Source organism: Vibrio sp. ECSMB14106 (assembly GCF_000972265.1).
GTDB classification, from domain to species: domain Bacteria; phylum Pseudomonadota; class Gammaproteobacteria; order Enterobacterales; family Vibrionaceae; genus Vibrio; species Vibrio kanaloae.
The window spans coordinates 80,462-95,372 of record NZ_LAUM01000001.1 but is presented as its reverse complement, the minus strand read 5'-3'; the positions used below and the strand labels follow the sequence as shown (position 1 = coordinate 95,372).

Annotated in this window: 13 protein-coding genes, 1 tRNA gene and 1 riboswitch; of the genes, 6 read left to right on the top strand and 8 right to left on the bottom strand. The window is 44.9% G+C overall.

Going from position 1 to position 14,911, the window contains the following annotated elements; genetic code table 11:
- Window positions 1-535: 535 nt before the first annotated feature.
- From moaE to moaA, 5 genes are all read right to left on the bottom strand, one after another.
- Window positions 536-1,009 (bottom strand): molybdopterin synthase catalytic subunit MoaE, encoded by a 474-nt coding sequence (gene moaE, locus WR49_RS00425; protein ID WP_046222691.1) that lies wholly within the window; start codon window positions 1,007-1,009, stop codon window positions 536-538.
- A 2-nt stretch (window positions 1,010-1,011) separates the two neighbouring features.
- Window positions 1,012-1,257 carry a molybdopterin synthase sulfur carrier subunit gene (moaD, locus tag WR49_RS00420; protein ID WP_017054954.1) on the bottom strand — a complete coding sequence of 82 codons (246 nt, stop codon included), beginning with the start codon at window positions 1,255-1,257 and terminating at the stop codon, window positions 1,012-1,014.
- Window positions 1,254-1,733, bottom strand: coding sequence for a cyclic pyranopterin monophosphate synthase MoaC (gene moaC, locus WR49_RS00415; protein WP_017054953.1), 480 nt, complete (start codon window positions 1,731-1,733; stop codon window positions 1,254-1,256). The genes moaD and moaC overlap by 4 nt, the downstream gene beginning before the upstream one ends.
- Before the next feature lie 12 nt (window positions 1,734-1,745).
- Window positions 1,746-2,258, bottom strand: coding sequence for a molybdenum cofactor biosynthesis protein B (moaB, locus tag WR49_RS00410; protein WP_010437177.1), 513 nt, complete (start codon window positions 2,256-2,258; stop codon window positions 1,746-1,748).
- Window positions 2,259-2,614: 356 nt separating this feature from the next.
- Complete coding sequence (gene moaA / locus WR49_RS00405; protein ID WP_017056508.1) at window positions 2,615-3,604, bottom strand: GTP 3',8-cyclase MoaA; 990 nt, start codon at window positions 3,602-3,604, stop codon at window positions 2,615-2,617.
- Window positions 3,593-3,745, bottom strand: a riboswitch (molybdenum cofactor riboswitch). (Overlaps the previous gene by 12 nt.)
- A 193-nt stretch (window positions 3,746-3,938) precedes the next feature.
- Between moaA and WR49_RS00400 the strand changes: the two genes are divergently transcribed.
- On the top strand, window positions 3,939-4,826 hold the full coding sequence (locus WR49_RS00400) for a YvcK family protein (RefSeq protein WP_017056507.1): 888 nt from the start codon (window positions 3,939-3,941) through the stop codon (window positions 4,824-4,826).
- 113 nt (window positions 4,827-4,939) lie between these two features.
- On the opposite strand, the gene luxU is transcribed toward WR49_RS00400, so the two are convergent.
- The 3 genes from luxU to uvrB form a co-directional block, all read right to left on the bottom strand.
- Window positions 4,940-5,284, bottom strand: a complete 345-nt coding sequence (luxU, locus tag WR49_RS00395) for a quorum-sensing phosphorelay protein LuxU (protein ID WP_017056506.1) — start codon at window positions 5,282-5,284, stop codon at window positions 4,940-4,942.
- A gap of 23 nt (window positions 5,285-5,307) precedes the next feature.
- On the bottom strand, window positions 5,308-6,696 hold the full coding sequence (gene luxO, locus WR49_RS00390; protein WP_017056505.1) for a quorum-sensing sigma-54 dependent transcriptional regulator LuxO: 1,389 nt from the start codon (window positions 6,694-6,696) through the stop codon (window positions 5,308-5,310).
- A 303-nt stretch (window positions 6,697-6,999) separates the two neighbouring features.
- The gene (gene uvrB / locus WR49_RS00385) at window positions 7,000-9,030 is read right to left on the bottom strand and encodes an excinuclease ABC subunit UvrB (protein WP_046222690.1); all 2,031 of its coding nucleotides are present in this window, start codon (window positions 9,028-9,030) and stop codon (window positions 7,000-7,002) included.
- Window positions 9,031-9,538: 508 nt separating this feature from the next.
- On the opposite strand from uvrB, the gene WR49_RS00380 reads away from it, so the two are divergent.
- The 5 genes from WR49_RS00380 (at window position 9,539) to rsxD (ending at window position 14,900) form a co-directional block, all read left to right on the top strand.
- Window positions 9,539-9,614, top strand: a tRNA-Asn gene (locus WR49_RS00380).
- 361 nt (window positions 9,615-9,975) lie between these two features.
- On the top strand, window positions 9,976-10,554 hold the full coding sequence (gene rsxA, locus WR49_RS00375; protein ID WP_046222689.1) for an electron transport complex subunit RsxA: 579 nt from the start codon (window positions 9,976-9,978) through the stop codon (window positions 10,552-10,554).
- Between the two features lie 2 nt (window positions 10,555-10,556).
- On the top strand, window positions 10,557-11,150 hold the full coding sequence (gene rsxB / locus WR49_RS00370; protein ID WP_046222688.1) for an electron transport complex subunit RsxB: 594 nt from the start codon (window positions 10,557-10,559) through the stop codon (window positions 11,148-11,150).
- Between the two features lie 7 nt (window positions 11,151-11,157).
- Window positions 11,158-13,854 carry an electron transport complex subunit RsxC gene (gene rsxC, locus WR49_RS00365; protein ID WP_046222687.1) on the top strand — a complete coding sequence of 899 codons (2,697 nt, stop codon included), beginning with the start codon at window positions 11,158-11,160 and terminating at the stop codon, window positions 13,852-13,854.
- Window positions 13,854-14,900, top strand: coding sequence for an electron transport complex subunit RsxD (gene rsxD, locus WR49_RS00360; protein ID WP_017056502.1), 1,047 nt, complete (start codon window positions 13,854-13,856; stop codon window positions 14,898-14,900). The genes rsxC and rsxD overlap by 1 nt, the downstream gene beginning before the upstream one ends.
- Window positions 14,901-14,911: the final 11 nt, after the last annotated feature.

The window sequence follows — 14,911 nt, the reverse complement described above, 5'->3', positions numbered from 1 at the left end:
ACCTAAAACCTTACAAAGATTGCGGCTCACACTATCAACCATTGAAGTAATTTGCTATTAACATGTCGCAAAAAATCGGAGAATTTCCCAAAATATTCATGATATCAGTGTAAATATCTAATAAAAACCTAATGCGTAGTGAATTACACAGAGTAACTTTATTAAGAAACAGCCTTTAGTGTTGATGTATCTGTATTGATACTTTTTTTTAGCATCTTGTCCTATAACACCGCCAGAAAATTAACATTAATGCCACATTAAATCTAATTGCATATCACATATCACCTAAACAGACTGCACTATTTGTGAGGGTCATCACTTTAAACAAAATAGCATAGTGTTCTGCACTAAAACGGATAAAGCGACGCACCAATCCAGACCAAATAAGCCCTTGAATTTACATGCAATCTAGCCGAGTAATTATTTATCAGGACAACGTTTTTTATACAAAAACTTTATAGTATCCACAAAAAAACCGACGTTAATCGTCGGCTTTCTACTGTTTACTTCTGGATCAAACACAATGTTGAGAGGCTTACTTTCCCCAACGCTCCGCAGCTTTTGCATCTGAATCTCGAGAATCGACCCAACGAGTCGCCTCGGTAGTACGTTCTTTTTTCCAAAACGGCGCTTTGGTTTTGAGGAAATCCATAACAAACTCACAGGCTTCAAAGGCTGAACTGCGATGCGCACTGGATACACCAACGTAAACTATCTGATCACCGATATCTAGGTCACCAACGCGGTGAATCACTCGCATCTTCTGAATAGGCCAGCGCGCTTCAGCTTGATCACAAATCTCGCTCAGCGACTTCTCTGTCATGCCAGGGTAATGCTCCAGAGACAAACCAATCACATTGTCGCCAAGATTCATGTCCCGAACTTTACCGACAAACGTCACTACCGCTCCTGCAGCTGTGCCTTGAGCTAGATAATCGTATTCGTCACCCACAGAAAAATCATCTGCAGTAACTACTACTCTTAGATCTATAACTCGAGAATCATTCATACTTAGCCTCCCGTTACTGGCGGGAAAAAAGCGACTTCATCGCCATCTTTCACTTCCGTAGTCAAAGGTACGATGGATTGGTTAAGCGCAGCGAGAAGCTTGCCCTCTTCCAATGCGATGTCCCATTTCCCTTCTTTTTCTACAAGATGGCTACGAATCGCTTCAATCGTCTTGAACTGTGCATCAACTTCAACGCTGTCCACACCAACCAGTTCACGAGTTTGAGCAAAGAAGAGTACTGTAATCATGATTCCACCTTGAAGTGACCTGATTTACCACCTGTCTTCTCTAACAGGCGTACGTTCTCGATAACAATGTCTTTCTGAACAGCTTTACACATATCGTAAATAGTCAACGCAGCGACCGAAGCTGCGGTCAGCGCTTCCATTTCTACGCCTGTCTTACCAGCAAGCTTACAGACAGATTCGATACGAACCTTGTTTTCAGATTTGATTGCTTCAAGCTGAACTTCTACTTTAGTCAGTAGCAAAGGATGACACAGTGGAATCAGATCCCATGTCTTCTTAGCCGCTTGGATACCAGCAATGCGTGCCGTTGCGAAAACATCACCTTTATGGTGGCTACCAGAAACAATCAGCTCTAGCGTTTCAGCAGACATTTGAACGTAAGCTTCCGCTCTTGCTTCGCGTACCGTTTCCGCTTTAGCCGATACATCGACCATGTTTGCTTCGCCAGACGCGTTAATGTGTGTAAATTGGCTCATACTAAAACCGCCTTATACAGAAAGGTGTGGCATAAAGTTACAAGGACGATGGCTAGCATCCATCTGTTGCTTGATGATCTTAGTCCAACCTGTGCGACACGCACCTGTAGAACCTGGCATTGCAAAGATTACTGTGTGGTTAGCAAAGCCCGCAATCGCACGAGATTGAATTGTCGATGTACCGATCTCTTCGTAAGACACTTGACGGAATAGCTCACCAAAACCCTCTACTTCTTTATCGAACAAAGGCTTAAGCGCTTCAGGTGTGCTGTCTCGAGACGTAAAACCCGTACCACCAGTAATCATGATCGCTTGTACGCTGTCATCAGCAATCCACTGAGATACGATCGCACGGATCTTGTACATATCGTCGATAACGATTTGTTTATCAACCACGTTGTGGCCGGCTTCTTTAGCATGCTCAGCTAGATAACCACCTGACGTATCATTTTCTTCTGTACGCGTATCTGAAACGGTTAACACTGCGATATTTGCAGCTTGAAACTTGCTTTCTGCGTGACCCATTTGTTCACCTATATAAAATTTTCAATTATGAGGGCGTGTTGACCTTTCGTGATTAAATTTTGTTCGAGATAAAAGCGTTTTAATCGCGGCGAGGGGGAAGTAGCCTAGTCATTCTAAGCAAATCTCCCTCAACAAAGAGTAAAACGCTTTTAGCCGAACCCTTCGGGCAGCGTTTGCTGGTCATTTCTACTACGTTATCGGCTTCTCATGTAGGCTAGCTACACATCAAAGCCTCTGCCTTGTATAAATACCCAGCAACTCGCTGCAAAAATCAGCTCGAAAGAGCAACACGCCCTAGACTGATTCGCCTAGCCTAAAGAAGCTGAGCGATAAAATGCGTTAGAGTATATAGCGGGTTAACCGCCGATTGACGCCAAGTTTGGAGTCATGCCGCTGTTGCCATCATGCAAGAAGTGGCTAACGGACTTGGTTTGAAGCTGAGCCTGAATTCGATCAATAAGCTCTTGCTCTTGTTGATCTTCTTGAATCAGATCTCTCAGTTCAACACCGTGGTCGCCAAACAGACATAGATGAAGCTTACCGGTCGCAGATACACGCAGTCGGTTACAACTCTCACAAAAGTCTTTCTCGTAAGGCATAATCAAACCGATTTCACCCTTGTAGTCAGGGTGGACAAACACTTGCGCCGGCCCATCATTAACGGCTTTGACTTTTAACAGCCAACCATTAGCAATAAGCTGGTTGCGAATCGCAACGCCAGACACATGGTGTTTATCAAACAACTCGTCCATCTCGCCGGTTTTCATCAGCTCGATAAAACGTAATTGAATAGGTTTGTCTTTGATCCAATTAAGGAAGGCTGGTAATTCCTGACTGTTGAGGTCTTTCATTAATACGACGTTTACTTTGACTTGTTCAAAGCCAACTTCAAACGCTTTATCAATACCTCGCATAACCTCAGTAAACTTATTCTCACCAGTGATCTGATGGAACATGCGCGAATCTAAGCTATCCACGCTGACATTTATGTGGGTTAAACCAGCATCACGCCATTGCCCTACTTGTTTCTCCATGCGATAACCGTTGGTTGTGGTGGCTACCTTTTCGATGCCTGGAGTAGTGGCAACAGTATGTATAATTTCAGGAAAGTCTTTACGCAGGCTCGGCTCTCCGCCTGTAATGCGGATCTTTGAGGTGCCACAATCTGCAAACGCTTTTACAATGCGTTTGATCTCGGGGACACTTAAAAAAGACGAGTTTTTCTGCCCTGACGGTTTATAACCATCTGGCAAGCAGTAAGTACATTTAAAGTTACAGACGTCTGTAACCGACAAGCGCAAGTAATAAAACTTGCGATGGAATCTATCTTCGAATTGTTGCGCCACGGAACACCTTTCCAAACACGGGAGGCATAATCATTTCCAATTAAGCCCTTGTGACAACATGTCACTGGCTCTTGATGCGTATCGGTACAGCAAATACCACTGTGCGACTTAGCATGCAAGAGCTCGGAGTTATGGCAACTGCACGTTATACTTACACGAACAGTAGCTGAGTAATAAAATACTTAATATTTGTACGTGAATCTAGCTTTGATAACCAAAAACGGGTCATATCAACAAAAAAAATGTACCAAACCCTCAAATTAACTCTTGTTAAGTATCTGACAAGAAGCATTTAACCTAAATTATAGTTAGTAATAATTTAATAGAACAAAAAATGAACATTTATTCATCAAAGAAAGTCGTAGCAATCGGTGGAGGCCATGGCTTAGGTCGTATGCTTGCTGCATTAAAAGACTTTGGTAGCAATGCGACTGGCATTGTCGCAACAACAGATAACGGTGGTTCAACCGGACGAATTCGAGACTGTCAAGGTGGTATAGCTTGGGGAGACACTCGTAACTGTATCAACCAATTGATCACCGAACCTTCCATCAGTTCGATGATGTTTGAGTACCGTTTTCGCGGTCAAGGTGAACTGAACGGCCACAACCTCGGTAATCTGATGCTCACAGCATTAGACAACCTCTCTGTTCGCCCACTAGAAGCAATTAACCTAATTCGAAATATGCTCAAGGTTGACGTCAATATCGTCCCGATGACAGAGCACCCTTCCGATCTCACAGCGTTATCAATGGATGGTCGCTGGGTTACGGGTGAAACCAATGTTGACGACATGACAGAAAAACTGCGCATGATGGACTTGTCTCCAGAAGTGCCTGCAACCAAAGAAGCCGTTGCAGCTGTCGAACAAGCCGACTGCATCGTTCTTGGCCCTGGCAGCTTCCTGACCAGTGTTATGCCCCCTCTTCTCCTTCCTGAGATTGGGAAAGCCATTGCTGCGAACACCAAGGCTAAGGTTATCTTCATCGAAAACCTTTCGCCAGAACATGGCCCTGCAGGGAAAATGACACTTCAAGAGCAGTTGGAGTGGTGTGAACGTACCTGCAAAGCGAGAAAAATTGATATCGTGCTGGGTAATGCGCCGCACCCTGAACTTGAAGGACTTTGGAACTGCGTAACCACCGACCTTGCCTCCCCTAACCGAGATTGGCGACATGACCGTTTAAAGCTTCAACAAGCGATTCGAGCTCAACTAGCTTAATGCACATAGCTTATAGCTTATAGCTTATAGCTTGGGATAAACGACAGAGGCCAGTAAAAAAAAGGAGCGTCATGCTCCTTTTTTAATACCTACTTATATCATCATCAACCGTTTTAGAGATCAGTCATCAACTGCTGATATTCCGTGTACGTTGATAACAGAAGTTCTTGCATATCTTTAAAATCCACTTCTGTCACTGGCAACGCTTGCTTAACTTTTGCATCTAAACTAATGGCGAAACTACACAAAGAATCAGCACCAAAACTCGCAGCACTGCTCTTCAATGCATGACTGATATCGGCCAAATACTTGGAAGTATCGGTATCTTTATTTAGCTCCAAGTGCTCGTAATATCCCTTCAATTCTCCTAAAAAGATCTCAAGCAACACCGGAACATTCTCTTGCCCTATTTCACCGGCAAGCTCATCAACTTTTTGCTGATTTAATACTTTCATCATCGTTCTTTCTTATTGTTTGGTAATTACGGCTTCGCATTCCACGTTTGCAATTTACGGTAAATCGTTGATGGACTGACATCCAAGAAACCAGCCGCGCGAGGGATATTACCGTCACACGCTTTTATGGCCTGTTCGATTGCCGTTTTCTCAGTGATCCACAATGGAAAAATATCTTTTACAGTGATGTCTTCATTCTGCTTCTCTTTCAGTCGCAGACGATTCTCAATCGGCTGGTTCAGTGGAGGTGGGAGCATGTTCAGAGTAATCTCTTTACCATTATTCAATACCACCACATTTCGTAAAACGTTTTGTAGCTGACGAACGTTACCCGGCCACTCGTATTGATTAAAGCGATCCAACACTTCCTGAGCAAAGCGTACGAAAGCCTTACCTTCCTCAACCGACATGTAGCCTAGTAACGAGTATGCGATCTCGATGACATCTTCTCCACGCTCACGCAGTGGCGGCAAGTGAAGAGGGATCACGTATAAACGATAGTATAAATCTTCTCTAAAGCGACCTTCTTGTACTTCTTTCCAAGGGTCACGGTTGGTCGCGCAAACAAAGCGCACATCAACGCTCTTCATTTTTGAAGAACCGACTTTTTGGAAGGTGCCGGTTTGAATGAAACGCAGAAGCTTGGTTTGCAATTCAAGATCCATTTCGCATAACTCATCGAGGAACAGGGTTCCACCATCTGCTAGTTCAGCAGCACCTTGGCGATCGGTTGCTGCGCCCGTAAAGGCACCTTTGACGTGACCAAACAGCTCACTTTCAATCAAATCTTTAGGGATAGCCGCGCAGTTAATCGCAATGAAAGGCTTATCACCACGCTTACTCGCTGCATGAATGGCTTCTGCACATACTTCTTTACCGGTACCACTTTCACCTGTGATAAAAATACTCGCCTTACTTGATGCGGCAGAATCGATGGTTCGGTAAACCTGCTGCATGGTTTGGCTACTACCGATGAATCCTTGGTAGTTTTGATTACCCGGATTTTCAGAGCTGTTCTTAAGTTTAGTGGCTTTGCGTATCGCGTTATTCACCGTAATACGGAGTCGGTCGGCTTCACAAGGTTTAATAAGGAAATCTTGAGAACCATGACGCATGGCTTCTACGGCGGTATCGATCGAGCCATGAGCCGTCATGAAGATAACGGGGACTTCAGGGTATTTTTGTTTTACAGCAAATAGTACGTCCATACCCGTCATATCAGGAAGACGTAGATCTAACAAAATTAGATCTGGGATTCGATGATTCAAACTCTCAATTGCATCGCGACCTGTGCCGACAATGTTGATATCAATTTCGAGCGGTGTCAGATAAGAGCGATACAACGCTGCGACCGAAGCCGTATCCTCCACCATCAACAAATACTTTGATTTGTTATCTAGCGTTTTTGATTGCATATCCTAGCCATTTATAATTTGCATTTCTTATTATAGTCGCATTCCGCTTTGCATTATGCAAATTAACCATAGTATTTGTATTATATTTCTTTACCTGCTTCAAATAATCAATGTATTAGCTACATGGCACGAACGATGCAAAGGCTGTATTGACCCTTCGGGTCACCTAGCCAACTGACGTTGTTAGTGGACTCATTGTTCACAAACGTAAGCCAGTAGAACATTTACTACTGGCTGTTTTTTGTCTGGAACACTCTCCACTTTAAACTTGTCCGATATGAACTTCTTGAATAAGAAGTGAGATTAGCTGTTGGTAATGAACTGCTTTCTCAACTGCTCTATCTCATCACGCTTTTGTGCCGCTAATTCAAATTCCAAGTTCTGAGCATGTTGATACATCGCCGCTTCTAGCTTACTGATCTCTTTATCAAGCTGCTGCGGGGTAAGCACGGTGTAATTTTCAGAAGGCTCGGCGACTTTCGATAGTGGAACCTGCTTAGATTGTCGCTGCTGTTTAGACTTAGTGAGATCACCCAACTCCATAATATCTTTGATATTACGTTTCAGTGCTTGCGGAGTGATGCCTTGCTCTTCATTGTAAGCCTGTTGTTTCTCCCTGCGACGGTCGGTTTCATCAATCGCTTTTCTCATCGACTTAGTAATTGAGTCTCCATACAAGATCGCTCGGCCCTCCAAGTTACGTGCCGCACGACCAATCGTTTGAATAAGAGAACGTTCAGATCGCAAGAAGCCCTCTTTGTCAGCATCAAGAATCGCCACCAGCGATACTTCAGGCATATCCAAACCTTCACGAAGTAAGTTAATACCCACTAACACGTCGAACTCGCCCAAACGTAGGTCTCGGATGATCTCTACACGCTCAACGGTATCGATATCTGAGTGCAAGTAACGCACTTTAACGCCGTGCTCACTTAGGTATTCGGTTAAGTCTTCCGCCATTCTCTTAGTCAATGTTGTGACCAAAACACGCTCTTCTTTCACTGAGCGTATTCTGATTTCAGACAACAGGTCATCAACTTGAGTCGACACAGGCCTTACTTCAATAACTGGGTCTAAAAGACCTGTCGGACGAACGACTTGATCAGCAATTTCACCACTTGACTTTTCAATCTCGTAATTGCCTGGCGTTGCTGATACAAAAATAGTCTGCGGAGCTATCGATTCAAACTCGTCAAATTTCATTGGGCGGTTATCCAATGCAGAAGGCAGGCGGAAACCAAATTCAACCAGAGTCTCTTTACGAGAGCGATCACCTTTATACATGGCGCCAATTTGCGGTACAGTCACGTGTGACTCATCGATAATCAACAGACCATCATCAGGCAAGTAATCAAATAATGTCGGAGGCGCTTCCCCTTCCGCACGACCACTCAAGTATCGTGAATAGTTTTCGATACCCGAACAGAAGCCAAGCTCAGTCATCATCTCGATATCAAACTGCGTTCTTTGAGAGATACGTTGTTCTTCCAGAAGCTTATTGTTGTCTTTTAAATATTGAGTTCGGTCTCGAAGTTCATCTTTAATGTTCTCAATCGCCTCAAGGATTTTCTCCCTAGGCGTTACATAGTGAGTTTTGGGGTAAACGGTAAAGCGCGGTAAATCTCTTTGTTTAATTGCACCAGTCAGGGGATCAAAGATGCTTATACAGTCGACTTCATCATCGAACATTTCGATTCGCACTGCATCTTGGTCAGATTCAGCAGGGAAGATATCAATGACCTCACCACGAACACGGAACTGGCCTCGTTCAAATGCGACATCATTTCTCGAATATTGAAGTTCAGCTAAGCGGCGTAAGATGTCACGTTGGTCCATAACCTCACCGCGGCTCAAGTGAAGCATCATCTTCAAGTAAGACTTAGGATCACCCAAACCGTAGATAGCCGATACAGACGCGACGATGATAGCATCTTTCCGTTCTAGCAAGGCCTTGGTTGCCGAAAGCCTCATTTGCTCGATATGGGCATTCACAGACGCATCTTTCTCGATGAATGTGTCTGTGGTCGGCACATAGGCTTCTGGTTGGTAGTAATCGTAGTAAGAAACAAAATACTCTACGGCATTATTGGGGAAAAAAGATTTCATTTCACCATAAAGTTGAGCCGCCAATGTCTTGTTAGGCGCTAACAGGATCGCAGGTCTTTGAGATTGGGAAATGACGTTGGCAAGGGTAAAGGTTTTACCAGAGCCCGTTACCCCTAATAGAGTTTGATGTGCCAAACCTGAATCTAGTCCATCTAGTAATTTGGTTATCGCCGTCGGCTGGTCACCAGACGGGCTGTAGTCCGATACCAAGTCAAAGAGTTTACTCATAGGTCGCCATTTCCATACTGTTTTTTTAATCAGGTCATTGTCACTCTAGGAGGAGTGTTGTTGCAACAATTATCTAGAGAAATGCATCTTAAGGTTTGATATCTGTTATGGCTTTTATGTTTAGAACTTGATATTATCCGTCCCCTGCAAGATCTCTTCAGCTAAGTTACTCTATTTTTAATCCACTACTTTTCCCCAAAAAATCTAAAAATACCGCTTATTTTACTGTTATCGCTGTAATCCAAAAAAGTTATACAATAGAGAAATATTTAAATAATCCCCTTAAATACATGCGATTAGCTGTATTTATTACATTTTTAGATTTATTTTAATTATTGTTATCAAAGTTTAACACACATACTTATCCACAATTTTGGTGGATAACTACATCCAAGCTAAATCCAATAAGGCGTTCAAGAAAGTAAAGTTTTTTATCTTACTTTTTTCTGCTATTTTTTGTTGACAGAAAAACGGACTGTTATTAGAATTCTCGCCGTTCACAAGTAATTCCCCTTTAGTTCAGTTGGTAGAACGGCGGACTGTTAATCCGTATGTCGCAAGTTCAAGTCTTGCAAGGGGAGCCAAATTTAAAGAAGCCGTATCACTCGATACGGCTTTTTGCGTTTTGATGCCTTTTATTCTTTTTCTTATACTGTCCCCTTTTACGACTCCTTGGGATAAACCTGCACCCAAAGAACCAACGATTGTTGCCTTGTAGCTAGTGCTAAGATCTGTCTCCATTCATTAAAGATCCAATTTAGCCACTGCTATAAACGTGTCTCAGCAAGTAAAAATTGGCCGTCTATACTTAGTGTGACTTTTAACAATCAAACGATTACCTGATGTTTTTTTCACCAAGTGTCTAAATCCCTAGTGATCCTTGGTTGTTATTAGGTGAGCAAAGCAGGATAATATCGGGATCGGAATCTCAAGAATTAATCCATTATGACCGAATACCTTTTGTTGCTGGTTGGCACAGTGCTGGTCAATAACTTTGTGCTAGTGAAGTTTTTAGGGCTATGTCCATTTATGGGAGTCTCCAAGAAGCTGGAGACTGCGATTGGCATGGGCCTCGCGACGACTTTCGTTCTGACGTTAGCGTCGGTATCTGCATACCTAGTAGAAACCTACATCCTTACCCCTCTGGGTATTGAATACCTGCGTACCATGAGTTTCATCTTGGTTATCGCGGTGGTCGTTCAATTTACGGAAATGGTTGTTCACAAAACCAGCCCGACTCTTTATCGCCTATTGGGTATCTTCCTGCCTCTTATCACCACCAACTGCGCGGTGTTAGGTGTGGCGCTTTTGAACATCAATGAAAACCACAACTTCATTCAGTCGATCATCTATGGTTTCGGCGCTGCGGTGGGGTTCTCCCTTGTTCTTATCCTATTCGCTGCGATGCGTGAACGTATTACGGTTGCTGATGTTCCAATGCCATTCAAAGGCGCATCGATTGCGATGATCACAGCAGGCCTAATGTCCCTGGCATTTATGGGCTTTACTGGGTTGGTGAAATAAGCATGAGTACCATTTTAATTGCGATCATTGCGCTAGCCGTTTTAGCCGCTGTTTTTGGCGCTATTTTGGGCTTTGCTTCTATCCGTTTTAAAGTCGAAGCCGATCCTATCGTCGATCAAATCGATACCATATTGCCGCAAACTCAATGTGGTCAGTGTGGCTACCCTGGTTGTCGTCCATACGCAGAGGCGATCGCTAACGGAGACAAGATCAACAAATGTCCTCCTGGCGGACAAGCAACCATTGAGAAGCTAGCAGACTTAATGGGCGTAGAAGTTGAAGACTCCGCTCATGACTTAGATAACAAAGTAAAAACCGTTGCTTTCATTCATGAAGATATGTGTATCGGCTGTACCAAGTGTATTCAAGCCTGTCCGGTTGACGCCATTGTTGGTGGCACCAAGGCTCTACACACAGTAATTAAAGATGAATGTACAGGTTGTGACTTATGTGTCGCACCGTGCCCTACTGACTGTATTGAAATGATTCCAGTGGCAACGACGACTGATAATTGGAAATGGCAGATGAACATCATTCCTGTTACTGATATCACTAACCAAGCGACTGATGCGACTGCGTCAGAGCCTAAGGCGTAGGGTTAGTATGATCTCTTTAATTGAACAAATTCGCACGGGCTCTATTTGGAATTTCCCAGGCGGCGTGCACCCTGCTGAAAACAAGAAACAATCCAATACCACTGACATCGTTCATGCAAGGCTTCCTGAAGAAATCGTTCTTCCTGTAAAACAACACATCGGCAAGCCAGGTAACTTATTGGTTACTGCTGGTGACACCGTGCTAAAAGGCCAACAACTGACAGCCTTGGACACGGGTTTTACGTTGCCGGTACACGCACCAACATCGGGTGTGATTACCGTTATCGAACCAAGAACCACTGCCCACCCTTCAGGTTTGAACGAGCTGAGTGTCGTTATTAAACCGGACGGTTTAGACACTTGGATAGAAAAACATCCGGTTGAAGATTTTTCTTCTAAGAACTCAGACGAACTGCTAGATGTGATTCGCCAAGCTGGTATTTCAGGCATGGGCGGCGCAGGCTTCCCTACCGCGAAAAAGCTTCAGTCAGGCCTTGGTCGTACCGACATTTTGATCGTCAACGCTGCTGAATGTGAACCTTACATCACCTCTGATGACAAGTTACTTCAAGAACATGCCGAAGAAGTATTAAAAGGCATTGAAGTGGTTGAACATATCCTTCAACCAAAGCTGACCGTTATCGGTATTGAAGACAATAAACCTGATGCAATAAAAGCACTTGAAATAGCAGCGAAAAACAAAGACATCGTCATTCGTGTTATCCCAACCAAATACCCTTCCGGTGGTGAGAAACAACTCATCAAGATCCTCACTAACAAAGAGGTGCCTGCTGGCGGTATTCCTGCGGACATTGGTGTATTGGTTCAAAACGTCGGCTCTCTCTACTCGATTAAAAGAGCAGTAATCGACGGTGAACCAGTGATTAACCGCGTGGTGACTTTAACCGGTAAAACCTTTAAGCAACCTCGTAACGTTTGGGCGCTGCTCGGTACACCAGTACACGAGTTACTAGAGGAATTTGGCTACAAAGCGGATAAAAAACTGCCACGTTTGATTTTGGGCGGCCCGATGATGGGCTTTACCTTGCCGCATGCCAATGTGCCAATCACTAAAACGTCGAACTGTATTTTAGCGCCAACGCGTCGTGAGATCTCACCAAGCACTTACGAGATGGAATGTATTCGTTGCAGCGCGTGTGCTGAAGCTTGCCCTGCGTCTCTACTTCCTCAACAACTGCAATGGCATGCCAAAGCCAACGAGTTGGATAAGTGTGAAGAGCTGAATATTAAAGACTGTATTGAATGTGGTGCTTGTGCGTTTGTCTGCCCAAGTGAAATCCCTCTTGTTCAATACTATCGCCAAGCGAAAGCTGAAATCAAAACAAGAAAAGACGAAGCAACAGCTGCAGAGCGCGCCAAGATTCGTTTCGAAGAGAAAAACGCTCGTATGGAGCGCGACAAAGCAGAGCGTGAAAACCGCTTCAAGAAAGCTGCTGACAACCGTCGTAAAGATATGAAGTCTGCGGATGGTGATGATGCGATTGCAGCTGCGATTGCTCGCGTTAAAGCGCAAAAAGCCGCGGCAGACCAAGCTCCTAATGCAGAACCAGCCGTGAAACCTGCGGTAGCTGCTGCTATTGCGAAGGCAAAAGCGAAACAAGCGGCAGCTCAGAAAGCGGATGGCGCTGAACCAGACAACTCTGAAATGTCGAAACTGCGTGAAGAACGTAAACGACAAGCTCGAGAGCGCAAGGCACAACAAGCAGCCGCTGATACTCCTGCAGAAAGCTCTGGTGATGGCAAGAAAGATGCTGTCGCTGCGGCCATTGCTCGTGCTAAAGCGAAGAAAGCTCAACAAGCGGAATCAGCTTCTGACGCTCCGGCTGAAAGTACTGGCGATGCCAAGAAAGATGCTGTTGCTGCAGCCATTGCTCGTGCTAAAGCGAAGAAGGCTCAGCAGGCGGAATCAACATCTGACGCTCCAACTGAAAGTACTGGCGATGCCAAGAAAGATGCCGTTGCTGCAGCTATCGCTCGTGCTAAAGCCAAGAAAGCTCAACAAGCGGAATCAGCTACTCAAACCGAAAGTGAAGCTCCGGCTGAAAGAACTGGCGATGCCAAGAAAGATGCTGTCGCTGCGGCCATTGCTCGTGCTAAAGCGAAGAAGGCACAACAAGCAGAATCAGCTGCTAAAACCGAAAGTGAAGCTCCAGCTGAAAGTACCGGCGACGCTAAGAAAGATGCTGTCGCTGCGGCCATTGCTCGCGCTAAAGCGAAAAAAGCTCAGCAAGCGAAACAGGCAGAGACAGCAGAAACTCCTGAACCAGTAATTGAAGTTGAAGCTGAAACTCAACAGGAGTCAGTCCATCCCAAAAAAGCTGCCGTTGCTGCCGCTATCGCACGTGCTAAAGCTAAGAAAGCACAACAAGCCAAGCAGGAAGAGACAACTGAAACGCCCGAACCAGTAACTAAAGTTGAAGCTGAAACTCAACAAGAACCAATCGATCCCAAAAAAGCTGCCGTTGCCGCTGCAATAGCTCGCGCTAAGGCGAAGAAAGCACAGCAAGCTAAACAGGTCGAAGCACAAGAAACCGCTCCTGAACCTGCAGATGAAATTGAAACGGAAGCTCACTCAGAATCCGTCGACCCTAAGAAAGCAGCCGTTGCTGCCGCAATTGCTCGTGCTAAAGCAAGAAAAGCGCAGCAAGAGCAAGATAAAAAGAACAATGAGGAGAAAGAGTAGTGGCCTTCTTTATCGCCAGCTCACCGCACGCGCACAATCGTAGAAGCACCCCAGATCTCATGAAATGGGTGGCTATTTGTGCATTGCCAGGTCTACTAGCTCAAACCTACTTCTTTGGATGGGGTACACTCATCCAGTTAGTATTTGCTATCGCACTTGCTGTTAGCTTTGAAGCAGCCGTAATGCTATTGAGAAAACGTCCGCCAGTGATGGCACTGCGTGATTACAGTGCTGTTGTGACAGCATGGCTACTCAGTGTTGCTATTCCTCCACACTCACCGTGGTGGATTCTAGTAATAGGTATGTTCTTCGCTATTATTATCGCGAAACACCTTTACGGCGGCCTTGGACAAAACCCATTTAACCCGGCGATGGTCGCTTACGTTGTTTTGCTGATCTCATTCCCAGTCCAGATGACCAGTTGGAATGCACCGACCAGCTTAACGGCTGAAGCAACGAGCTTTGTTGACTCATTCTTGATGATCTTTACTGGCTTCAATAATGAAGGGTTGTCTCTACAACAAGCTCGCCTTGGTATTGATGGCACAACGATGGCGACACCACTCGATGCATTCAAAACCGCATTAACGGCGGGCAATACAGCTTCAGAAGCACTGTCTCAACCTCAATTCAGCTGGTTAGCTGGTGTAGGCTGGGAATGGGTGAACCTTGCTTATCTAGTCGGCGGCCTTGTGCTCATTAAACAACGCGTGATTCAGTGGCATATCCCAGTGGCATTTCTAGGCAGTTTGACTGTATTTAGCCTAGTGTTCTTGATGTTCACTCCTGGCGAGACCGCATCACCGACCATTCATCTATTGTCTGGTGCGACTATGCTCGGCGCATTTTTCATTGCGACCGACCCTGTTTCAGCATCAACGACAGTCAAAGGCCGTTTAGTGTTTGGTGCTCTGATCGGCGGCTTAGTCTTTATCATCCGCAGTTGGGGTGGCTTCCCTGACGGCGTGGCGTTTGCTGTATTGTTAGCCAACATGTGTGTTCCATTGATTGACTACTACACCAAACCTCGTACATACGGCCACTAAGGAGCGGATAC